The 17,620-nt window shown below is 39.5% G+C and carries 16 protein-coding genes; 11 read left to right on the top strand and 5 right to left on the bottom strand.

Annotation, left to right across the window (positions count from 1 at the left end; translation table 11 throughout):
• Positions 1–94: 94 nt before the first annotated feature.
• The 5 genes from tkt (at position 95) to PQ478_RS13335 (ending at position 6,762) form a co-directional block, all read left to right on the top strand.
• Positions 95–2,092 carry a transketolase gene (gene tkt / locus PQ478_RS13355; RefSeq protein WP_012959286.1) on the top strand — a complete coding sequence of 666 codons (1,998 nt, stop codon included), beginning with the start codon at positions 95–97 and terminating at the stop codon, positions 2,090–2,092.
• A 140-nt stretch (positions 2,093–2,232) separates the two neighbouring features.
• Positions 2,233–2,673, top strand: coding sequence for a sporulation inhibitor of replication protein SirA (gene sirA, locus PQ478_RS13350; protein ID WP_289234585.1), 441 nt, complete (start codon positions 2,233–2,235; stop codon positions 2,671–2,673).
• A 124-nt stretch (positions 2,674–2,797) separates the two neighbouring features.
• Positions 2,798–3,016, top strand: a complete 219-nt coding sequence (locus PQ478_RS13345) for a YneF family protein (protein WP_012959284.1) — start codon at positions 2,798–2,800, stop codon at positions 3,014–3,016.
• A gap of 201 nt (positions 3,017–3,217) precedes the next feature.
• Positions 3,218–4,972: an ABC transporter transmembrane domain-containing protein gene (locus PQ478_RS13340; RefSeq protein WP_289234584.1), complete on the top strand. Its 1,755-nt coding sequence runs from the start codon at positions 3,218–3,220 to the stop codon at positions 4,970–4,972.
• The gene (locus PQ478_RS13335; RefSeq protein WP_075682715.1) at positions 4,972–6,762 is read left to right on the top strand and encodes an ABC transporter ATP-binding protein; all 1,791 of its coding nucleotides are present in this window, start codon (positions 4,972–4,974) and stop codon (positions 6,760–6,762) included. The genes PQ478_RS13340 and PQ478_RS13335 overlap by 1 nt, the downstream gene beginning before the upstream one ends.
• Before the next feature lie 32 nt (positions 6,763–6,794).
• Here the strand turns inward: PQ478_RS13335 and PQ478_RS13330 are convergent, their stop codons facing one another.
• On the bottom strand, positions 6,795–7,082 hold the full coding sequence (locus PQ478_RS13330; protein ID WP_289234583.1) for an aspartyl-phosphate phosphatase Spo0E family protein: 288 nt from the start codon (positions 7,080–7,082) through the stop codon (positions 6,795–6,797).
• A gap of 193 nt (positions 7,083–7,275) precedes the next feature.
• On the opposite strand from PQ478_RS13330, the gene PQ478_RS13325 reads away from it, so the two are divergent.
• Complete coding sequence (locus tag PQ478_RS13325; protein WP_022628084.1) at positions 7,276–7,785, top strand: CcdC family protein; 510 nt, start codon at positions 7,276–7,278, stop codon at positions 7,783–7,785.
• A gap of 50 nt (positions 7,786–7,835) precedes the next feature.
• Here the strand turns inward: PQ478_RS13325 and PQ478_RS13320 are convergent, their stop codons facing one another.
• Positions 7,836–8,267 (bottom strand): DUF2621 family protein, encoded by a 432-nt coding sequence (locus tag PQ478_RS13320; RefSeq protein ID WP_022628083.1) that lies wholly within the window; start codon positions 8,265–8,267, stop codon positions 7,836–7,838.
• A 326-nt stretch (positions 8,268–8,593) separates the two neighbouring features.
• Here PQ478_RS13320 and ald point away from each other — a divergent pair, with 326 nt between their 5' ends.
• Positions 8,594–9,721, top strand: coding sequence for an alanine dehydrogenase (gene ald, locus PQ478_RS13315; protein ID WP_289234582.1), 1,128 nt, complete (start codon positions 8,594–8,596; stop codon positions 9,719–9,721).
• 49 nt (positions 9,722–9,770) lie between these two features.
• Here the strand turns inward: ald and PQ478_RS13310 are convergent, their stop codons facing one another.
• Positions 9,771–10,166, bottom strand: a complete 396-nt coding sequence (locus PQ478_RS13310) for a GNAT family N-acetyltransferase (protein ID WP_289234581.1) — start codon at positions 10,164–10,166, stop codon at positions 9,771–9,773.
• 99 nt (positions 10,167–10,265) lie between these two features.
• Between PQ478_RS13310 and ykzS the strand changes: the two genes are divergently transcribed.
• Positions 10,266–10,460: a protein YkzS gene (gene ykzS / locus PQ478_RS13305; RefSeq protein WP_012959276.1), complete on the top strand. Its 195-nt coding sequence runs from the start codon at positions 10,266–10,268 to the stop codon at positions 10,458–10,460.
• Positions 10,461–10,504: 44 nt separating this feature from the next.
• Here the strand turns inward: ykzS and PQ478_RS13300 are convergent, their stop codons facing one another.
• On the bottom strand, positions 10,505–11,560 hold the full coding sequence (locus tag PQ478_RS13300) for a peptidoglycan-binding protein (RefSeq protein ID WP_289234580.1): 1,056 nt from the start codon (positions 11,558–11,560) through the stop codon (positions 10,505–10,507).
• A 485-nt stretch (positions 11,561–12,045) separates the two neighbouring features.
• Between PQ478_RS13300 and PQ478_RS13295 the strand changes: the two genes are divergently transcribed.
• Positions 12,046–14,565 (top strand): transglycosylase domain-containing protein, encoded by a 2,520-nt coding sequence (locus tag PQ478_RS13295; RefSeq protein WP_289234579.1) that lies wholly within the window; start codon positions 12,046–12,048, stop codon positions 14,563–14,565.
• A gap of 148 nt (positions 14,566–14,713) precedes the next feature.
• Complete coding sequence (locus PQ478_RS13290) at positions 14,714–15,145, top strand: hypothetical protein (protein WP_354004538.1); 432 nt, start codon at positions 14,714–14,716, stop codon at positions 15,143–15,145.
• 102 nt (positions 15,146–15,247) lie between these two features.
• Here the strand turns inward: PQ478_RS13290 and PQ478_RS13285 are convergent, their stop codons facing one another.
• Entirely contained in the window at positions 15,248–16,342 is a 1,095-nt protein-coding gene (locus PQ478_RS13285) for a metallophosphoesterase (protein ID WP_289234578.1), read from the bottom strand.
• Between the two features lie 153 nt (positions 16,343–16,495).
• On the opposite strand from PQ478_RS13285, the gene PQ478_RS13280 reads away from it, so the two are divergent.
• Positions 16,496–17,614 carry a PQQ-dependent sugar dehydrogenase gene (locus PQ478_RS13280; RefSeq protein WP_289234577.1) on the top strand — a complete coding sequence of 373 codons (1,119 nt, stop codon included), beginning with the start codon at positions 16,496–16,498 and terminating at the stop codon, positions 17,612–17,614.
• Positions 17,615–17,620: the final 6 nt, after the last annotated feature.

Below are 17,620 nucleotides of genomic sequence, written 5' to 3'. Positions count from 1 at the left end.
AGAATTTGTCGAATCCGCTTGTTAAAACGGGCAAGAAAGTATATGATGAAACACGAATACAACGTTTTCAGTAACGGAAAGGATGAACGAAATCATGTCAACAAATGTTGAATTAAAAGCAATTAATACCATTCGTACATTATCAATTGATAGTATTGAAAAAGCGAACTCAGGCCATCCAGGTATGCCAATGGGTGCAGCTCCGATGGCATTTAGTCTATGGACAAAATATATGCAGCACAATCCTTCAAACCCCGATTGGGCAAACCGTGATCGTTTTGTATTATCTGCTGGTCATGGATCTATGCTGCTTTACAGCCTTCTTCACTTGACTGGATATGATGTTTCTCTAGAAGACTTACAATCATTTCGTCAATGGGGAAGTAAGACACCTGGTCACCCTGAATTTGGACATACTCCTGGAGTAGAAGCTACTACCGGCCCATTAGGACAAGGTGTGGCAATGGCAGTAGGTATGGCAATGGCAGAACGTCATTTAGCTAGTACATATAATCGTGATGGGTACAATATCGTTGATCATTACACATACAGCATTTGTGGAGATGGAGATTTAATGGAGGGTGTTTCTGCAGAAGCAGCATCACTAGCAGGACACTTAAAATTAGGCCGCCTTATTGTGATGTATGATTCAAATGATATTTCACTTGATGGTGAATTAAACCGTTCATTCTCAGAGAGCGTTGAAGATCGTTATAAAGCATACGGATGGCAAGTCATTCGTGTGGAAGACGGAAATAACATTGATGAGATTAACCGTGCGGTTAAAGCGGCTAAAGAAGATGATCGTCCAACGTTAATTGAAGTGAAGACAGTTATCGGCTACGGCTCTCCAAACAAATCTGGTAAATCAGCTTCTCACGGAGCTCCGCTTGGTGCTGATGAAGTGAAGCTTACACGTGAAGCATATAAATGGGAAGGCGATGGAGATTTTCACATTCCTGAAGACGTTAAAGAGTTTTATAATAATGTGAAAGAACAAGGTGCAAAAGCGGAAGAAAGCTGGAATGAGTTATTTGCAACATATAAAGAGGCTTATCCTGAGCTTGCTGCCCAATTTGAATCTGCTGTTAAAGGCGAACTTCCTGAGGGCTGGGATCAAGATGCTCCAGTATATGATGTCGGCTCAAGCGTAGCAACTCGTGCATCATCAGGTGAGGCATTAAATGCATTTGCTAAACATGTTCCTCAACTTATCGGAGGTTCAGCTGACTTAGCATCTTCAAACAAAACAATGATGAAAGATCTTGGTGACTTTACTCGTGAAGATTACAGCGGCCGCAATGTGTGGTTTGGTGTTCGTGAATTTGCGATGGGTGCAGCTGTAAATGGTATGGCTCTGCACGGGGGAGTGAAAGTATTCGGAGCAACATTCTTTGTGTTTTCTGACTACCTGCGTCCCGCTATCCGCCTATCTGCATTAATGAATCTTCCAGTCATTTATGTCTTTACACATGATAGTATTGCTGTAGGTGAAGATGGTCCGACACATGAGCCTGTTGAACAATTAGCAGCTCTTCGTGCAATGCCTGGTTTATCTGTTGTTCGTCCTGGTGACAGCAATGAAACGGTTGCAGCGTGGAAATTAGCGCTTGAATCAAAAGATACACCAACAGCATTAGTTCTTACTCGTCAAAACCTTCCTACTATTGAAGGAACAAAGGAAACGGCTTATGAAGGTGTGAAAAAAGGTGCTTATATTGTATCTCGTGCAAATGGAGATGCAGACTTACTTTTATTAGCCTCTGGTTCAGAGGTTCCACTAGCAGTAGAAGCGCAAGCAGTGCTTGAAAAAGAAGGCATTCATGCATCTGTTATCAGCATGCCAAGCTGGGATCGCTTTGAAGCACAGCCAAAAGAATACAAGGATGAAGTTATTTCTCCAAATGTAAAAGCTCGTTTAGGTATTGAAATGGGAGCATCTCTTGGCTGGCATAAATATGTTGGGGATCACGGCGATGTACTTGCAATTGATCAATTTGGAGCATCAGCACCAGGAGAGCGCATTATGCAGGAGTATGGCTTTACTGTAGATAATGTGGTTGCTAAAGCAAAAGTTTTATTAAATAAATAATGAATGATGAAGACCGCCTCTTGTTTAGGCGGTCTTTTTATTCGACAAAACTAGTGAAATTCCTCGCCAGTTTAAGACAATGATTTTAGGAAGCATCCCCTATACTTATCGTAAAGAAATGAATGAAAGGGGTGCAGCGAATGAGACATTATCAATTGTTTTTACTAGAAGAGGACGTTGCGCAGCACTATTTTGGACAAGAGTCAAAACTATTTCATTTATTTTTAGAAAGAACGATGGCTTCACCTGAACAAAAGCAAATTATTGATTTGCAGATAGAGTATATTTCAAAGCCGATGCCTGGTTTGTTGCTGCAGCAACAAATGATGGCTGCTTTTTCAAATTTATCCTCCTATAAAGTAAATAAACATATCCATGTGCTTGACCTTGCCCAACCTGAAAGCTGCGCTGAATTACTAATTTATAAGAAACACCTATCATTAACATCGACTGGTGAAATTGAAGCAGAAACGATGTTTTTTGAAGTGCTGAGAAAAATAGACCCTTGTTTTTTTGCCATCAATTTTGAAAATCATCGTTTTGGATGGCTTAATCCTATTAAGCAAGTTAAGTTTGTCTAAGCGGATAAATAGGAACAAATTTCATAAGGAGCTTTTAAAAACGGTCTCGTTACGATATAATAATGTAGGTTGATTCAGGCTAAGCTTGAACGGTTTATTTTGTTTGAAGGAGGACGTTGGACGTATGCCATGGATTCATATTTTAGGCTACACGATCGCAGTACTTGCGGGTGTTGCTATCGGTTTCTTTATCGCACGTAAGACGATGATGTCTTATTTAAAGAAGAACCCGCCAATTAATGAGCAAATGCTTCGAGTGATGATGATGCAAATGGGTCAAAATCCATCACAAAAGAAGATAAATCAGATGATGAAAGCAATGCAAAAGCAACAAACGAAATAATGTATCGGACAAGCACCTCATATTGGGGTGTTTTTCTACTGTAAAAAGATGTTATGCTATCATACATAAAAAGGAAATAAGATAGCGGCTCCAATACATGAGAAGGGTGGATGGAATATGTAATATTTATCATATACGTATCCATTTAATTTACGGAATATTAATTACTTTCGGTTTTTTGCGAGGGAGGAAATTGGTAAGATGTCTGTATTTAAAGACTTATGGTGGTTTTTCAAGCGTGAACGTGTTTCTTATGGGTTGGGTATATTAGTATTGGCTTTTGTTTCTATTTTCACCTTATTACCCCCGTATATAGTGGGTGTGATTGTGGATCATATCGCAGAGCAGACGTTGACGACAACAACCTTGCTTTCTTGGGTTGGAGTTTTACTAGGTGTAGGACTCATCGTCTATGTGCTTCGTTTTGTATGGAGGATTATGATATTTGGGGCTGCGATTCGTTTAGCCCGTCTTTTAAGAAATCAGTTATATGAACATTTTACAAATATGTCGAGTAAATTTTATCAAAAACAGCGGACTGGCGATTTAATGGCACATGCTACAAATGACATTAGAGCTGTTCAAGCGACGGCAGGGCAAGGTGTGCTTACTTTAGTGGATTCTCTGACAATGGGAGGCTTTGTTATTTTAACAATGGCCCTCACCATCAGCTGGGAGTTAACATTGATCAGTTTGATCCCGATGCCGTTCATGGCGCTTTTAACAAGTTATTATGGAACATTGCTTCATAAAAGATTTCATGTGGCTCAAGCAGCTTTTTCTGATTTGAATGACAATGTACAGGAAAGTATTACTGGGGTCAGAGTAGCAAAAGCTTTTGGTCAAGAGGAACGTGAAATAGAAGGGTTTCGTGCGCAATCGGAGCAAGTTGTCAAAAAAAATGTTTCGGTTGCCAAAGTAGATGCTTTATTTGATCCTACGATTTCATTGATTGTCGGGTTGTCTTATTTTCTTGCTGTTGTATTTGGCGCGCGTTATGTGATCGCTGATGAAATGACAATCGGCCAGTTAACGAGTTTTACCATCTATCTTGGTCTGTTGATTTGGCCAATGCTTGCCTTTGGATGGCTGTTTAACATTGTGGAACGTGGAAGAGCTTCATATGATCGTATTAAGCATTTGTTAAGCGAAAAGCAAGATATTACAGATGAGCTGGCGACAGTTGATACGGTCGCAAAAGGAGACATTGATGTTTCCTTGAACTCCTATGCATACCCAGGTACAGATAAAAATGCATTGACTGAACTGCATTTCACTTTAATAGAAGGTCAAACACTCGGGATTGTAGGAAAAACAGGCAGTGGTAAGTCTACATTGATAAAATTGCTGCAGCGAGAGTATGATGTCTCAGATGGATCGATAAGAATTAATGAACGTTCAATAAATGAATATTCCCTTGATGCATTAAAGAAAGCATTTGGACTCGTACCGCAAGAACATTTCCTTTTCTCAGCGACGATTGCTGATAATGTAGCATTTGCAAAGCCTGATGCTAGTTTCAAAGAGATTGTTCAAGCTTGTAAACTAGCAAACATTCACGAGGATATCACTCGATTTGATCAAGGGTACGATACTGTTGTTGGAGAGCGAGGAGTAACGCTCTCTGGAGGTCAAAAGCAGCGAATTTCGATAGCAAGAGCGCTTATCTCTGATCCTAATATTCTTATATTGGATGATTCTTTATCAGCTGTTGATGCAAAGACAGAAGAACAAATACTAAACTCACTTAGAGAAAACCGACGCGGAAAAACAACGATTATTACAGCACATCGCTTAAGTGCAATTAAACATGCAGATTTAATACTTGTTTTAGCAGATGGAAAAGTAATAGAGCGTGGTGTTCATGAAGAATTGATGAATGAAGGCGGATGGTATCGCAGCATGTATGAGCAGCAGCAGCTAGAGTCTGTAGTAAGAGGAGGTGGCGAGGAGTAATGGAACATAAAGACCGTGTATTAACAGAGAAAGAACAACGACAGGTCCTCTATCGTCTCTTAGGCTATGCAAAGCCGCATGCTAAAACGTTATCGATTGCATTTACATTGCTGCTCCTTGCTACAGCTGCGGAATTAATGGGTCCTATTTTAGTCAAAATTTTTATCGATGATTATCTCACACCACAAGTTTTTCCGACTAATGAACTTGTACTTTTAGCAGTTCTGTATCTAAGTTTGCATATCTCCTCAGTGTTTGTTAATTATTTTCAATCCTTTTTATTTCAAAAAGTATCTCTTAGAATTATTCAACAGCTGCGAGTCGATGTATTTAGTAATGTAGAGCGTTTAGGGCTGGCTTTCTTCGATAAAACGCCTGCAGGGGGGCTGATTTCTCGCATTACCAATGATACAGAATCAATCAAGGAGCTGTATGTAACGGTATTAGCAACTTTTGTCCAAAACATCATGTTTTTAATCGGTGTTTTTGTAGCGATGTTCTATTTAAATACTACACTTGCGCTTTACTGCTTATTTTTAATTCCTATCTTGCTTGGCTTAATGCAGCTCTATCGTAAATGGAGCTCAAAGTTTTATGCGGATATGAGTGAAAGGTTAAGCCAATTAAATGCGAAAATGAATGAATCAATACAAGGTATGGCGATTATTCAAATGTTCAGGCAGGAAAAACGGTTGCGAAAAGAGTTTTCGCGAGTCAATGATGAACATCTAGATGCTGGTATGAAGAGCATGAAATTAGATGGGCTGCTACTTCGGCCGATGGTGGATCTTATTTCTATTCTCGCATTAATCTTAGTGCTAAGCTATTTTGGTGTGACATCCTTTGTCAGCCCTGTTGAGATCGGGGTTATCTATGCATTTGTTAATTACTTAGATCGCTTTTTTGAACCAGTTAACCAAATGATGATGAGATTGTCCTTATTTCAGCAGGCAATTGTTTCAGCAGGACGAGTGTTTAAACTGATGGACCATCAAGATTATGCACCGAGCCAACAGGGGAGAGATCCTCACAGAATCGAACAAGGGGATATTACATTTCGTGACGTGACTTTTTCTTACGACGGGAAAACGGATGTGTTAAAGAATATCTCATTTACAGTTAAAAAAGGAGAAACGGTTGCGCTGGTCGGACATACCGGAAGCGGAAAAAGTTCTATTATTAATTTGCTCATGCGATTTTATCCATTATCTAAAGGTGATATTATCATCGATGGCAAATCATTATACAGTTATCCTAATGAGGAACTAAGAAGAGAGGTCGGACTCGTGCTGCAAGATCCATTTTTGTATACGGGGACGATCGCACATAATATTCGTCTGAACCGGGATGGCATTAGCGATGAACAAGTGCGTGCTTCAGCAGAATTTGTTCAGGCAGATGAATTTATACAACGTTTGCCAAATCAATATGACACAGTTTTAGCAGAACGTGGGTCAACGCTATCAAGTGGACAGCGTCAGCTTTTATCATTTGCAAGAACGATGGCCACAAATCCAAAAGTACTCATTTTAGATGAAGCAACGGCAAATGTAGATACAGAAACAGAGGAAGCGATCCAAATGGCACTTAGAAAAATGCAAGAGGGTAGAACGACGATTGCGATTGCCCATAGATTATCAACCATTAAAGATGCAGATCAAATTTTGGTCCTCCATCAAGGAGAGATTGTTGAGCGAGGTAATCACGAAGAGCTGTTAGAAAGAGGAGGTCTCTATCACAAAATGTACCTCCTGCAAAAAGGGTCTAATGAAAAAATTAAACTGAGTTAAAAATAACCGACTTGGCATCTGCTAAGTCGGTTCTATTTTGTTATTTTCTCTTTTAATAAGCGATCGTATTTATTTAACAACTGGTCTAGCTGCTGACTTACTTCAACGGCTTTTTTAGAATGAAGACCGTTGCTTGTACCAACTTTAATTAATTCATTCCGTTTTTTTTCGATCGATTCTTCAATGGATTCTTCGGTTACTCTCTCATTTGCGGCTTGCACTGAGTCTTCTATAAAATTACTAGTTTGTTTTCTTAATGAATCCTCTAGCTGCCTTTTTGTCATAGGTGCAACCCTCCACGAATCGCTTACATATATCATAATATTCTCCTCATTTAAAAACAATCTGAATTATTTGGAAGAAACGTCCTAACTAAAAGAGAAGCGAATATTTCGTTTTTATTTGTCAAAGAGCAGATTTTTTTATCAAATGTTTGAATAATGTTTGAAAGAGAGGACGCTTTAAGGTATGTTTAAAGGGATGGGTACGCTCATGAGAAAGGAGTGAGCTAAATTGAGTGATACGTATATATTATTATCAACAATCGGGGCAGCTATAATGGCTACTCTAGCTATTATTATTCGACTTAAGGCAACGAAACGTCCAGCTTCTGCAAAAAAAATTATTTTACCTCCGATTTTTATGTCTACTGGTTTTTTGATGTTTCTCTATGAACCAGCTCGCCCTGCTTGGTGGCAGGTGATTGAGGCATTAGCTGTCGGCATGATTTTTTCCATATTATTAATAAAAACCTCTAATTTTGAAATTAAGCGCAATCAAATTTATTTAAAACGTTCAAAAGCGTTTGCATTTATATTAGTCGGTCTATTAGTTGCTCGAATCACGTTTAAACTGATCATTGGGGACGCTGTTCAATTTGAAGAGCTCGCTGGCATGTTCTTTTTACTTGCTTATGGAATGATTATTCCGTGGCGGATTTCGATGTATCGATCCTATCGAAAACTTGAAGCAGAATTAATAAATAATCCCCCTAAAAAAATAATCGTACCTGCTGAAACATAAACGAATACGAATTTAAACAAAGAACTCGCTCTATTGAGCGAGTTCTTTGTTTAAGATGATTCTAGCAATTGTTTGTATGGTGTCATATCGATTTCTTTTTCTTTTAACTTTTTCTTTAAAAATTTATGATCACGTTTAGGCGTAGCTAGAATGTATCCGCGGATAATATAATCTTGGGTTAATACACTCGCATTTTCTTCTAATACAAGCTCACCGATCTTCCCCGCAATTTTTCCTTTAGCGACGTCTCGAAACAATTCAGGAACGGGTTCAACTAAATCATTTAATAATGCTTTTTGTTCTGCGTCCCATAAATGAATCGTCTTCTCGATATAGTAGTCTTGCCAATCTAGAATACTTTTTCCATCTTCTTTAGGCAGACGCTTAAGAAATTTACGGAACATGAAATATCCGCCGATAAACATCACTGTAATCAAAAAGATGGTCCATAGTACGATAAACCACATAAACCAAGTAGGCATTTTATTCTCACCTCTTCTACGTATCGATTCTATCCTACCATAAACAACTTAAAACTGCTATTGGTGTCTAATTTTTCTCCTTAAAAGCTGACAAAATGTAAAAAGGCAGATGAATGAGGGGATAGAATAGGTAGAGGAAGGCGAAAATGGGTAAGGTAGAACAGGTATAATCTTAATTTTTACATGTGTGAAGTGATAATTTATGATTTGTGGAAAAATACAAAAAGAGACAGAGTTGTTTGATTATTTTCCACAAGGTCAGTTTGACTAAGAATGATTATACTGAAAATAAGAAAATGTTGAAGAGTTCAAAGGAGGATGTCTACATGTTAATTGGTGTACCTATGGAAATAAAAAACAATGAAAATCGTGTGGCGATGACCCCTGCAAGTGTGATGACGCTCGTTCAAGCTGGGCATCATGTATTAATCGAGAAAAATGCGGGTATTGGAAGCGGATTTAGTGATGAGCAATATGTTCAAGCTGGTGCTGAAATTGAAGCTGACCCTGCAGCTATTTGGGAAAAAGCAGATATGATTATGAAAGTGAAAGAGCCGCTCCCATCTGAATATGCTTATTTCAGAAAAGGTCTTATTTTATTCACATACTTGCACTTAGCAGCTGAAGCAGAGCTTGCAAAAGCATTAGTTGAAAAAGAAGTAACGGCCATTGCATATGAAACCGTTCAAGTGGGACGAACTCTTCCATTACTTACTCCAATGAGTGAGGTAGCTGGCCGTATGGCGTCTCAAATTGGTGCCCAATTCCTTGAAAAGCCTAAAGGAGGAAAAGGGATTTTATTATCAGGCGTGCCTGGTGTGAAACGTGGAAAAGTAACAGTCATTGGCGGGGGTGTTGTTGGAACAAATGCTGCTAAGATTGCGATGGGTCTTGGGGCAGATGTAACGATTATGGATTTAAGTCCTGAGCGCCTAAGACAATTAGATGACTTATACGGAACAGATATTCAAACGATGATGTCGAACCCGTTGAATATTGCAGAAGCGGTAGCGGAATCAGATTTAGTGATTGGCGCGGTGCTGATACCTGGAGCGAAAGCACCTAAGCTTGTTACAGAAGAAATGATTAAGTCGATGAAGGCAGGGTCAGTGGTTGTCGATGTGGCGATTGACCAAGGCGGAATTATTGAGACGGTAGACCGTATCACCACACATGATGAACCGACCTATACAAAACATGACGTTGTTCATTACGCTGTTGCTAATATGCCAGGCGCAGTTCCGCGAACCTCAACGATTGCATTAACGAATGTGACAATCCCTTATGCGCTGCAAATTGCTAATAAAGGTGTACATCGTGCACTCGAAGAAAATCCTGCTTTAGAGCTTGGGCTTAATACAGCTGGAGGAACTGTCACATACGAAGCGGTAGCTCGTGATTTAGGGTATGAGTACTTAGCTCCTCGTGAAGCATTAAAAACACTTCAGTCATAAAAACACATCTGGCAAATAAAAAAGTCAGGGGATATGAATCCTCTGACTTTTATTGTTTTCGTTGAATATAGTAAGCGTGATCAGCTTTCTTAAAACCAACTTTTGGGTAATAATCAAGTGCTTCAGGGGAGGAGAGTAAGATCAGCGAGCATTCGGTTCCGATTTCTTGTCTGGTTCGCTCGATTAATTTACGTCCGATCCCATTATGCTGATAACGCTTATCTACAGCTAAATCAGATAAATAGCAGCAATAGGAGAAGTCAGTCAGCGAACGGGCTGCACCAGTTAAATGGTCACCATCCCACGCAGTGACAAGGAGAGGAGAGGCTTCAATCATTTTAGTCAACCGAGCTGCATCTTCATGTGGCCGTTTAATTGTAGAACGCTTAAAAAGATCAGCTAATTGCTCAGCAGAGATCGCTCGATTCACTTCATATGTGATCATAGGTTTACATACACTCCGTTCTTTAGTTTAATAGTATCGTACGATGTTATTATCATTAACTATATCATAACGTTCAGATAAAGGCAGGAGGAGAGTCCGTTGACGAAAGAAGAAGCACAATCGATTCTTGAACAATTACGTAATAAGGAGTTAGAATCTTACACGGTTACAAAAGAAGATTTCTTGGATTTTCGTTCCGTATTAGTGGCGCAGGATGATGTTAAAAGCTTTAGAGGGAATGCTCAGCACGGCGGGGCTGCGATTTATACATATGAACCGGGCTGGACGAAATAGAAAAAGCACATCTGCAATAAGCAGATGTGCTTTTTAAACATATATTAATCTAACACCGTTACTGTTACTGTTTGACGGCCAAAGTTAATCGCTTCTTCTTTCGTTGCCATGTGCAAGTCTACTTTATGGCCTTGAATAGCGCCGCCAGTATCTCCAGCAATTGCTTCGCCGTATCCTTCTACATGTACACGTGATCCAAGAGGGATAACGCTAGGATCAACTGCAACTACTTTTTTATTAGGATTTTCGCGTAAATCAATTCCAGTAGCCGTTACACCAGAACATCCTTCACAATAAGCAGTGTACGCTGTTGCTTCCATTTCGAATGTTGCTTGTTCGCTGTCTGCAGGGGCAGAATCAACTGTTTCTTCTGTTTCTTCCACAGCAGGTTCATCTACTGCTTCAGGCTCCTCTGCTTGTGGTTCTTCAGCAGCAGGTTCTTCTGTTGTTTCCTCAGCTTGTGCAGGAGCTTCCTCTACAGGAGCTTCTTCAACAGGAGCTTCTGCAGGCTCTTGGGATTCAGGAGCTGTTTCGACTGGAGCTTCCGCTACAGGAGCTTGTGGCTCAGCTGCCTTATTAGCGGCTGGGTTTGAGTAGTAAAGGTTAGAGTAAGTCTCAGGGCCGGCAATACCGTCTACAGAAATTCCTTGAGCTTTTTGAAATCCTTTAACCGCTGCTTGGGTTAATGGACCATACAAGCCATCTTTATTTCCTTCATAGAAACCTAGATCTACTAATTGATGTTGAAGGTCTTCTACTAATACCCCTTCGTCACCTTTTTCTAGAACTTTCATCGCACCTACTGTTTGCGGACCAGCAATTCCGTCCACTACTAAGTTATGATTTTCTTGATATGTTGAAACAGCTTCAAATGTTTCTTTTGAAAATGTTCCTGTTATAGCGGCTTCATCTAATAAGCCTTTTTCATGCAAGAGTTCTTGAACTACTTGGACACTCTCGCCATCTACGCCTTTGTGTAAAAGATTGCTTCCTAAGTCACTTGCCTCTGAAATGGCTGGTGATGCAAATAGGAGCACGCCAGCTGTAGCAAGCGGTAGTCCGAAGTTCCGTAAAAGCTTTGAATTAGTTTGTTTTTTCAAAGTGAATACCTCCTTACTTCGTTCAACGCTAGTAATCGTAACAGCTATCAAACGAGTTAGGCAAGCATTCTCGTTCTACTTAATCAAACTGCAATATACTTGTAATATATGAAATTGCTACGAGATAATCGGTGGCAAGATCGCCAAAATATGTATGTGTTTGTGGGAAAATGACAAAAAAATAAGGTGTAAAATCATGGGATTTTTAAGGCTGTTATGGGTTAATCCTTAATATGCCAATAGGTTCAAGCTTTGTTTTTATAAATAAGAGTAAATGCAAAAAACGATCAAAAAGCTCCCGTTTCGATAGATTTTTCAACTCTCTACATATTATACTACGAAAACGTAAACTGAGAATCCATACAGTTGAGGATCCTCCTTTATACGTATATCTTGTAGAAAACCATATTTTACAAGGTTTTACCTTGCTTGAAAGAGGGAACGAATAATCGACTATCTAAATATTGAAAGTGGGGGAAGGGTTTATGGCTGATAAACCTGAAACAAGGGAAGAAAAGAGGAAGCTAAAGAAAAGGAAACATAAAAGAGGAAGCGGGCTATTGTTTAAGGTTGCAGCCGTTTTAACTGTTCTCTTTGTGATAGCAGGAGCGGTTGGGAGCTTTACAATTTATGGTTTAGTTCAAAGTGCTCCAGAGATTGATGATGATACGTTTGCATTTGCTAATTCATCTACTCTGTATGACCATAATAACGAGGAGATTATTGCTTTAAGTAATGGAGAAAACAGGCAGTCAATGTCTATTGAAGAAGTGCCTGATCACGTGAAGGATGCGTTTATAGCAATTGAAGATGTTCGTTTTCACGATCATTCAGGACTTGATATCAGACGCATCGGAGGGGCTGTGATCTCTAATATTACGAATGGTTTTGGTGCTGAAGGCGGAAGTACAATTACTCAGCAGGTAGTGAAAAATTCACTTTTAACTGCTGAGAAATCAATGACACGAAAGGTACAAGAAGCCTATCTAGCCCTGGAACTTGAAAGACATTATACAAAAGATGAGATTCTAGAACTCTATTTAAATAAAATATATTTCGGTAATGGTGCTTACGGGATTGTTACAGCAGCTGAGACTTACTTTAATAAAGAAGTAGATGAGCTGACAATTAAGGAAGCTGCCTTATTAGCCGGCCTGCCTCAGCGTCCATCTGGATATGACCCTTATCAAAATCCAGACCTTGCTGAAGAAAGACGAAATACTGTACTATATGTGATGCATGAACATGGATTTATTACAGAGGAAGAATACGATGAAGAAAGAAGCATGCCGGTCGAAGATATGCTGCAAAGAGGCTCGGAAGATCAATCCGTTTCTGATGCCTTTATGGACCAAGTATATAGGGAACTAGAACAAATTGATGGATTAACTGCCCAGATGATTTATAACGGTGGTTTAGAAATTTATACAACCTATGATGCGGATGCTCAAGCACATGTAGAAGAAGTGCTTAATTCTGATCAATTTATTCAATATCCGGATGATAATTTCCAAGCGGGAGTAACCGTGGTTGACAACCGTACAGGAGAAATTAAAGCCATTGGCGGAGGTCGTAATCAAGAAGCTGGAGAGAACCGTTCCAACTATGCTACCCATATTAAGCGCTCGCCAGGATCTACAATTAAACCGATTCTAAGTTATGGACCTGCAATTGAACATTTGAAATGGTCAACCTATCAGCAAATAGAAGATGAAGAAATGACTTATACAGGCAGTGATCAAGTAATCCGTAACTATAATGGCCAATATCACGGGCTGATGTCTATAAGAGAAGCTTTGACTCAAAGCTGGAATACTCCAGCCGTGAAGACATTCCAAGAAGTTGGTGCGGATAAAGCGCAGGAATTTGCTGGAAACATTGGGATTGATATTGAAGGTTCTGTCTATGAGTCCTATGCTCTAGGGTCCTTTGATGAAGGAATTTCACCGCTTGATTTAGCAGGTGCATACTCAGCTTTCGCTAATGAAGGGACCTATAATGAGCCTCATACCGTTAGAAAAGTTGTTTTCCCAGATGGCAGAGAAATTAACATGCAGCCAGAAGGTGTACAAGCAATGAGTGATTATACTGCCTACATGGTAACTGATATGTTGAAGAGTGTAGTAGAAGAAGGAACAGGACAGCTCGCAGCCATTGGCGGCGTACCGGTTGCAGGTAAGACGGGTACAACGAACTTTAATGAAGAAACAAAGCAAAAATACAATATTGATGAAGGGGTTCCTGACGTTTGGTTTGCAGGCTATACATCGAATTATACAGCCGCTGTATGGACGGGGTATCCTAGAATTGATGAGAATAGTTATATTAAAACGAGAGAAGATCGTCAAATCGCCCAGCATATCTTCCGTGAAGTGATGAGTGGTATGGTAAATGAAGAAACAGGAGAGTTTGCAAAACCTGATTCGGTTGAAGAAATTACAATAGATACTTCAACGGGTGAACGTGCAGACTCAAGTTCTTCTAGAAGTGATCTCGTAACAGAACTATTTGTCACTGGGACCACTGTTAAAGATGCTTACAGTCTAGTAGAAGATGAATGGGAGAAAAAGCAAAAAGAAGCTCGTGAGGAAGAAAGAGCTAAACAGGAACAACAAAGAAGAGAACGTGAAAGATCAGAAGAAAGAGAACGTAGAAAAGAAGAACAGCAAGAGACTGATAACGATGAGGATGAGAGTGAGAGTGAGGTCGTCGATGAGGACGGGTTAAATATTGAAATTGACCCAAGTGACGATGAATCAAATGAAGAGCCGAATGATTCCTCAAATGACGAGGAGCAAGGGTCTGATGAAGAAGACAATGTAGAAGAAGAAAAGGAAGAAGATAAGAAAGAAGAGAAAGATGAGAAAGAGGAGAAGAAGCAGGAAAAAGAGGATGAGAAAGAAGAGGAAAAAGATGAGGAAAACAATGAATCAAGTTCTGCCAGCTCAGATGATGAGTCTGACAGTGATGAAAGTGACAGTGATAGCGAAGAAGAAGATAATTAAATAAAAGTGAGAAAAGCCCTTCACAATCTATAATGGATGTGAAGGGCTTTTGCCTACCAGAAATAAAAAAATGGACTTTCTCTATGTGAACTGTGTGGGATCATGGTAGAGTAATGACTAATAGGAACGATGCAGGAAAGGATTGTGTATGAAGAAAATGCTTTACATATGGGATATTGAAAAAGCGATCAAAGAGATCGTAGAGGAACATGATTTACAAATCAACTATGAATTTAACAATGAGCTCAGCTCGCCGATGAGCTTTAATATTTCGACTACGACATTAAAGTTTAACTATCTGGAAGTTAACGGGTACTTAAGTAAAATCAGGATAAAAGAGTCAAAAGAAAATCTTCTTAAGGTCATCATTTATCATGAACTCGGCTATTATGTGGATTATAAAAAGACAAAGTATGACCTAAGAACATTTATTTATGGAGACGAAGAAGAAATTGAACAATTGAAAGCGCAAATTGAAACAAATGCTTGGGAATACGGGAGAACATTAGTACCTGAAGAATTGGTAGGTGCTTATGACAAAGTTCGCGAGCTCGATAAAATGCTTATTAAGGGACTTTAAAGAAGTGTCTCAAAATAAGGAAAGCCACTGCTTAATGTTAGTCTGCAGTGGCTTTCTTTAATGAAAAATGTTCGTTTTAAAAAATACTTGAACTGGCTAAATTTAATTAAATCTCACATTGATCTCAACCACTTCTGCTCTGCTCCCGATACGAAACGGCGGTCCCCATATACCATAGCCAGATGAAACAATGGTGTGGAGCTCGTCTAATTGTATGTGGCCGTAATGGTTTTCATATATCGCATTAGTAATGAGATTACCAGGGAACAACTGGCCTTTATGGGTGTGACCAGATACCATCACATCGACTCCAGCAGCACCTACTTTATCAAACTCTCTTGGTTGATGATCAATTAAAAGAATTGGCTTGTTGTGATCCACGTCTTCAGTAAGGTCGTCAATTGGTAATCGGTTAAAGTCTGAGTAATCCTTGCGTCCAATGACATAGAAAAGGTCCTCAATAAGTGCAGCCTCATCGACTAACACCTCAATATCAATTTCATTCATTTCCTTAATAAAAGTAGGAATGTCATCTCCGTAATATTCATGGTTGCCTAAAACAGCATATACCCCCAGCGGAGCCGTTAATCCTGCCATAATTTCACTTAGGTTATGTGAATAATAGGGCTCTATACTACTATCAATAATATCACCAGCTAGTAAAATAACATCCGGCTCGACCTCGTTTGAGAGGTTGATTAGCTCTGTAATCGTTTTGGGCCCAATTGTTTCGCTGATATGGATATCAGACACTAAGAGCAGCTTAATCTCATCCAGTTCGGATTCTTTAGCAACTTCAATATCATAGGAAACAACAACTGGATTCCACATGTTATAGGAGCCATATATGAAAACAAACAAATAAAATAAAGTGACACTAAACCCGGCCCATTTAAATCCTTTTCTCGTATTAAGCCTTTTTTTCTTCATAACGAAGAAAAGGATATTTAATAGCGGAAATAGAAGCAGACTATATCCAAATACAACGAGCCAGATGTATCCAACCCATAAAAGACCTGAAATAGAATAAAACTGCGCTAAAAAATAAGAAATGGAAATAAAGAGCACGACGAGGAAATAGGTTCGTTTAAAACGGAAACCAAAGGATTTCTTCAGCCAAATCCAGCCGTTATAGGCTACATAAAAAGTAAGGGAAAAATAAATCAATAGAAAGAAAATAAACAGTATGATTGTCATGAAGCAGGACTCCTATATTAAGTTTTATATATGCCATCTATCATATCATTAGTCTTACATTAACTCATGCTAGAAGTCCTGCCTTTTAGTTTAAGTTTCTATTCAGGCAGGGTATCCTAATAAAAATAGGTAGTAGAAAGGAAGAGATGCTAGATGAAAAGACTTTTAGCTGTATGTATATTCCTGCTGATAGTAGGGTGGTCTAGTGTAGGGTGTTCTAGTAATGAACAAGAAGACTCTACAGCGGAGCAGGCTGACATAAATGAAGATTCTAATCACTCTGAGGAGGAGCATGCAACTGGGATAGAAGTCATAGCAGAAAACCTCGAGATTCCATGGTCAATTGAAAAAGCAGACGATACTTTTTACTTAACAGAAAGACCGGGCTCTATTATAAAAGTAGAAAATGGAGAAATGAAACGGCAAGGTGTACAGCTAGAAAAAAATATTGCAACGGCAGCAGAGGCGGGACTTTTGGGGTTAGTGCTGGCACCAGATTTTTCTGATTCGAATCTAGCATTTGCTTACTACACCTATGAAGACAATTCCGGACAATTCAATCGAATTGTCACTCTGCGATTGGAGGACGACAGTTGGAGGGAAGAGAGCTTGCTTTTAGATCAGATCCCAAGCGGTACCTATCATCACGGGGGACGGTTAAAAATCGGATCAGATGAAACGCTTTACGCAACAGCAGGTGATGCCTCTGCTCCAGATCTAGCACAGGACCTTAACTCATTAGGAGGAAGCATATTAAGGATGAATCTAGATGGATCGATCCCAGAAGATAATCCACTGCCTGACTCCTACATCTACAGCTACGGACACCGCAATCCTCAAGGGCTGACTTGGTCATCTGCAGGGACGCTTTACTCCAGTGAACATGGCAGCAGTGCCAAAGATGAAATAAATGAAATTGAAGGCGGACAAAATTATGGCTGGCCAATCATACAAGGAACAGAGGAAGAAGAAGGAATGATCACACCTTTATTCACTTCAGGAGCCACGGACACGTGGGCACCATCAGGTATGGATTATGCGAATGGCAAGCTGTTTGTTGCAGCTTTAAGGGGAGAAGCCGTGATCGAATTTGATCTTGAAACAGGAGAGCAACGAAAAGTCATTACTGATTATGGCAGGATACGAGATGTGCTGATTGAGGATGATACATTATATTTCATCAGCAATAACAAAGATGGACGCGGCAATCCAAAAGAGAATGATGATAAACTGTATAAAGTCTCCTTAACAGAATTGAATAGAAGTGAATAGAGTCGC

The organism is Alkalihalophilus pseudofirmus (assembly GCF_029094545.1).
GTDB classification, from domain to species: Bacteria; Bacillota; Bacilli; order Bacillales; family Bacillaceae_D; genus Alkalihalophilus; species Alkalihalophilus pseudofirmus.
Note: the sequence above shows the minus strand (reverse complement) of the source record. Positions and strands in the feature narration are given on the sequence as shown.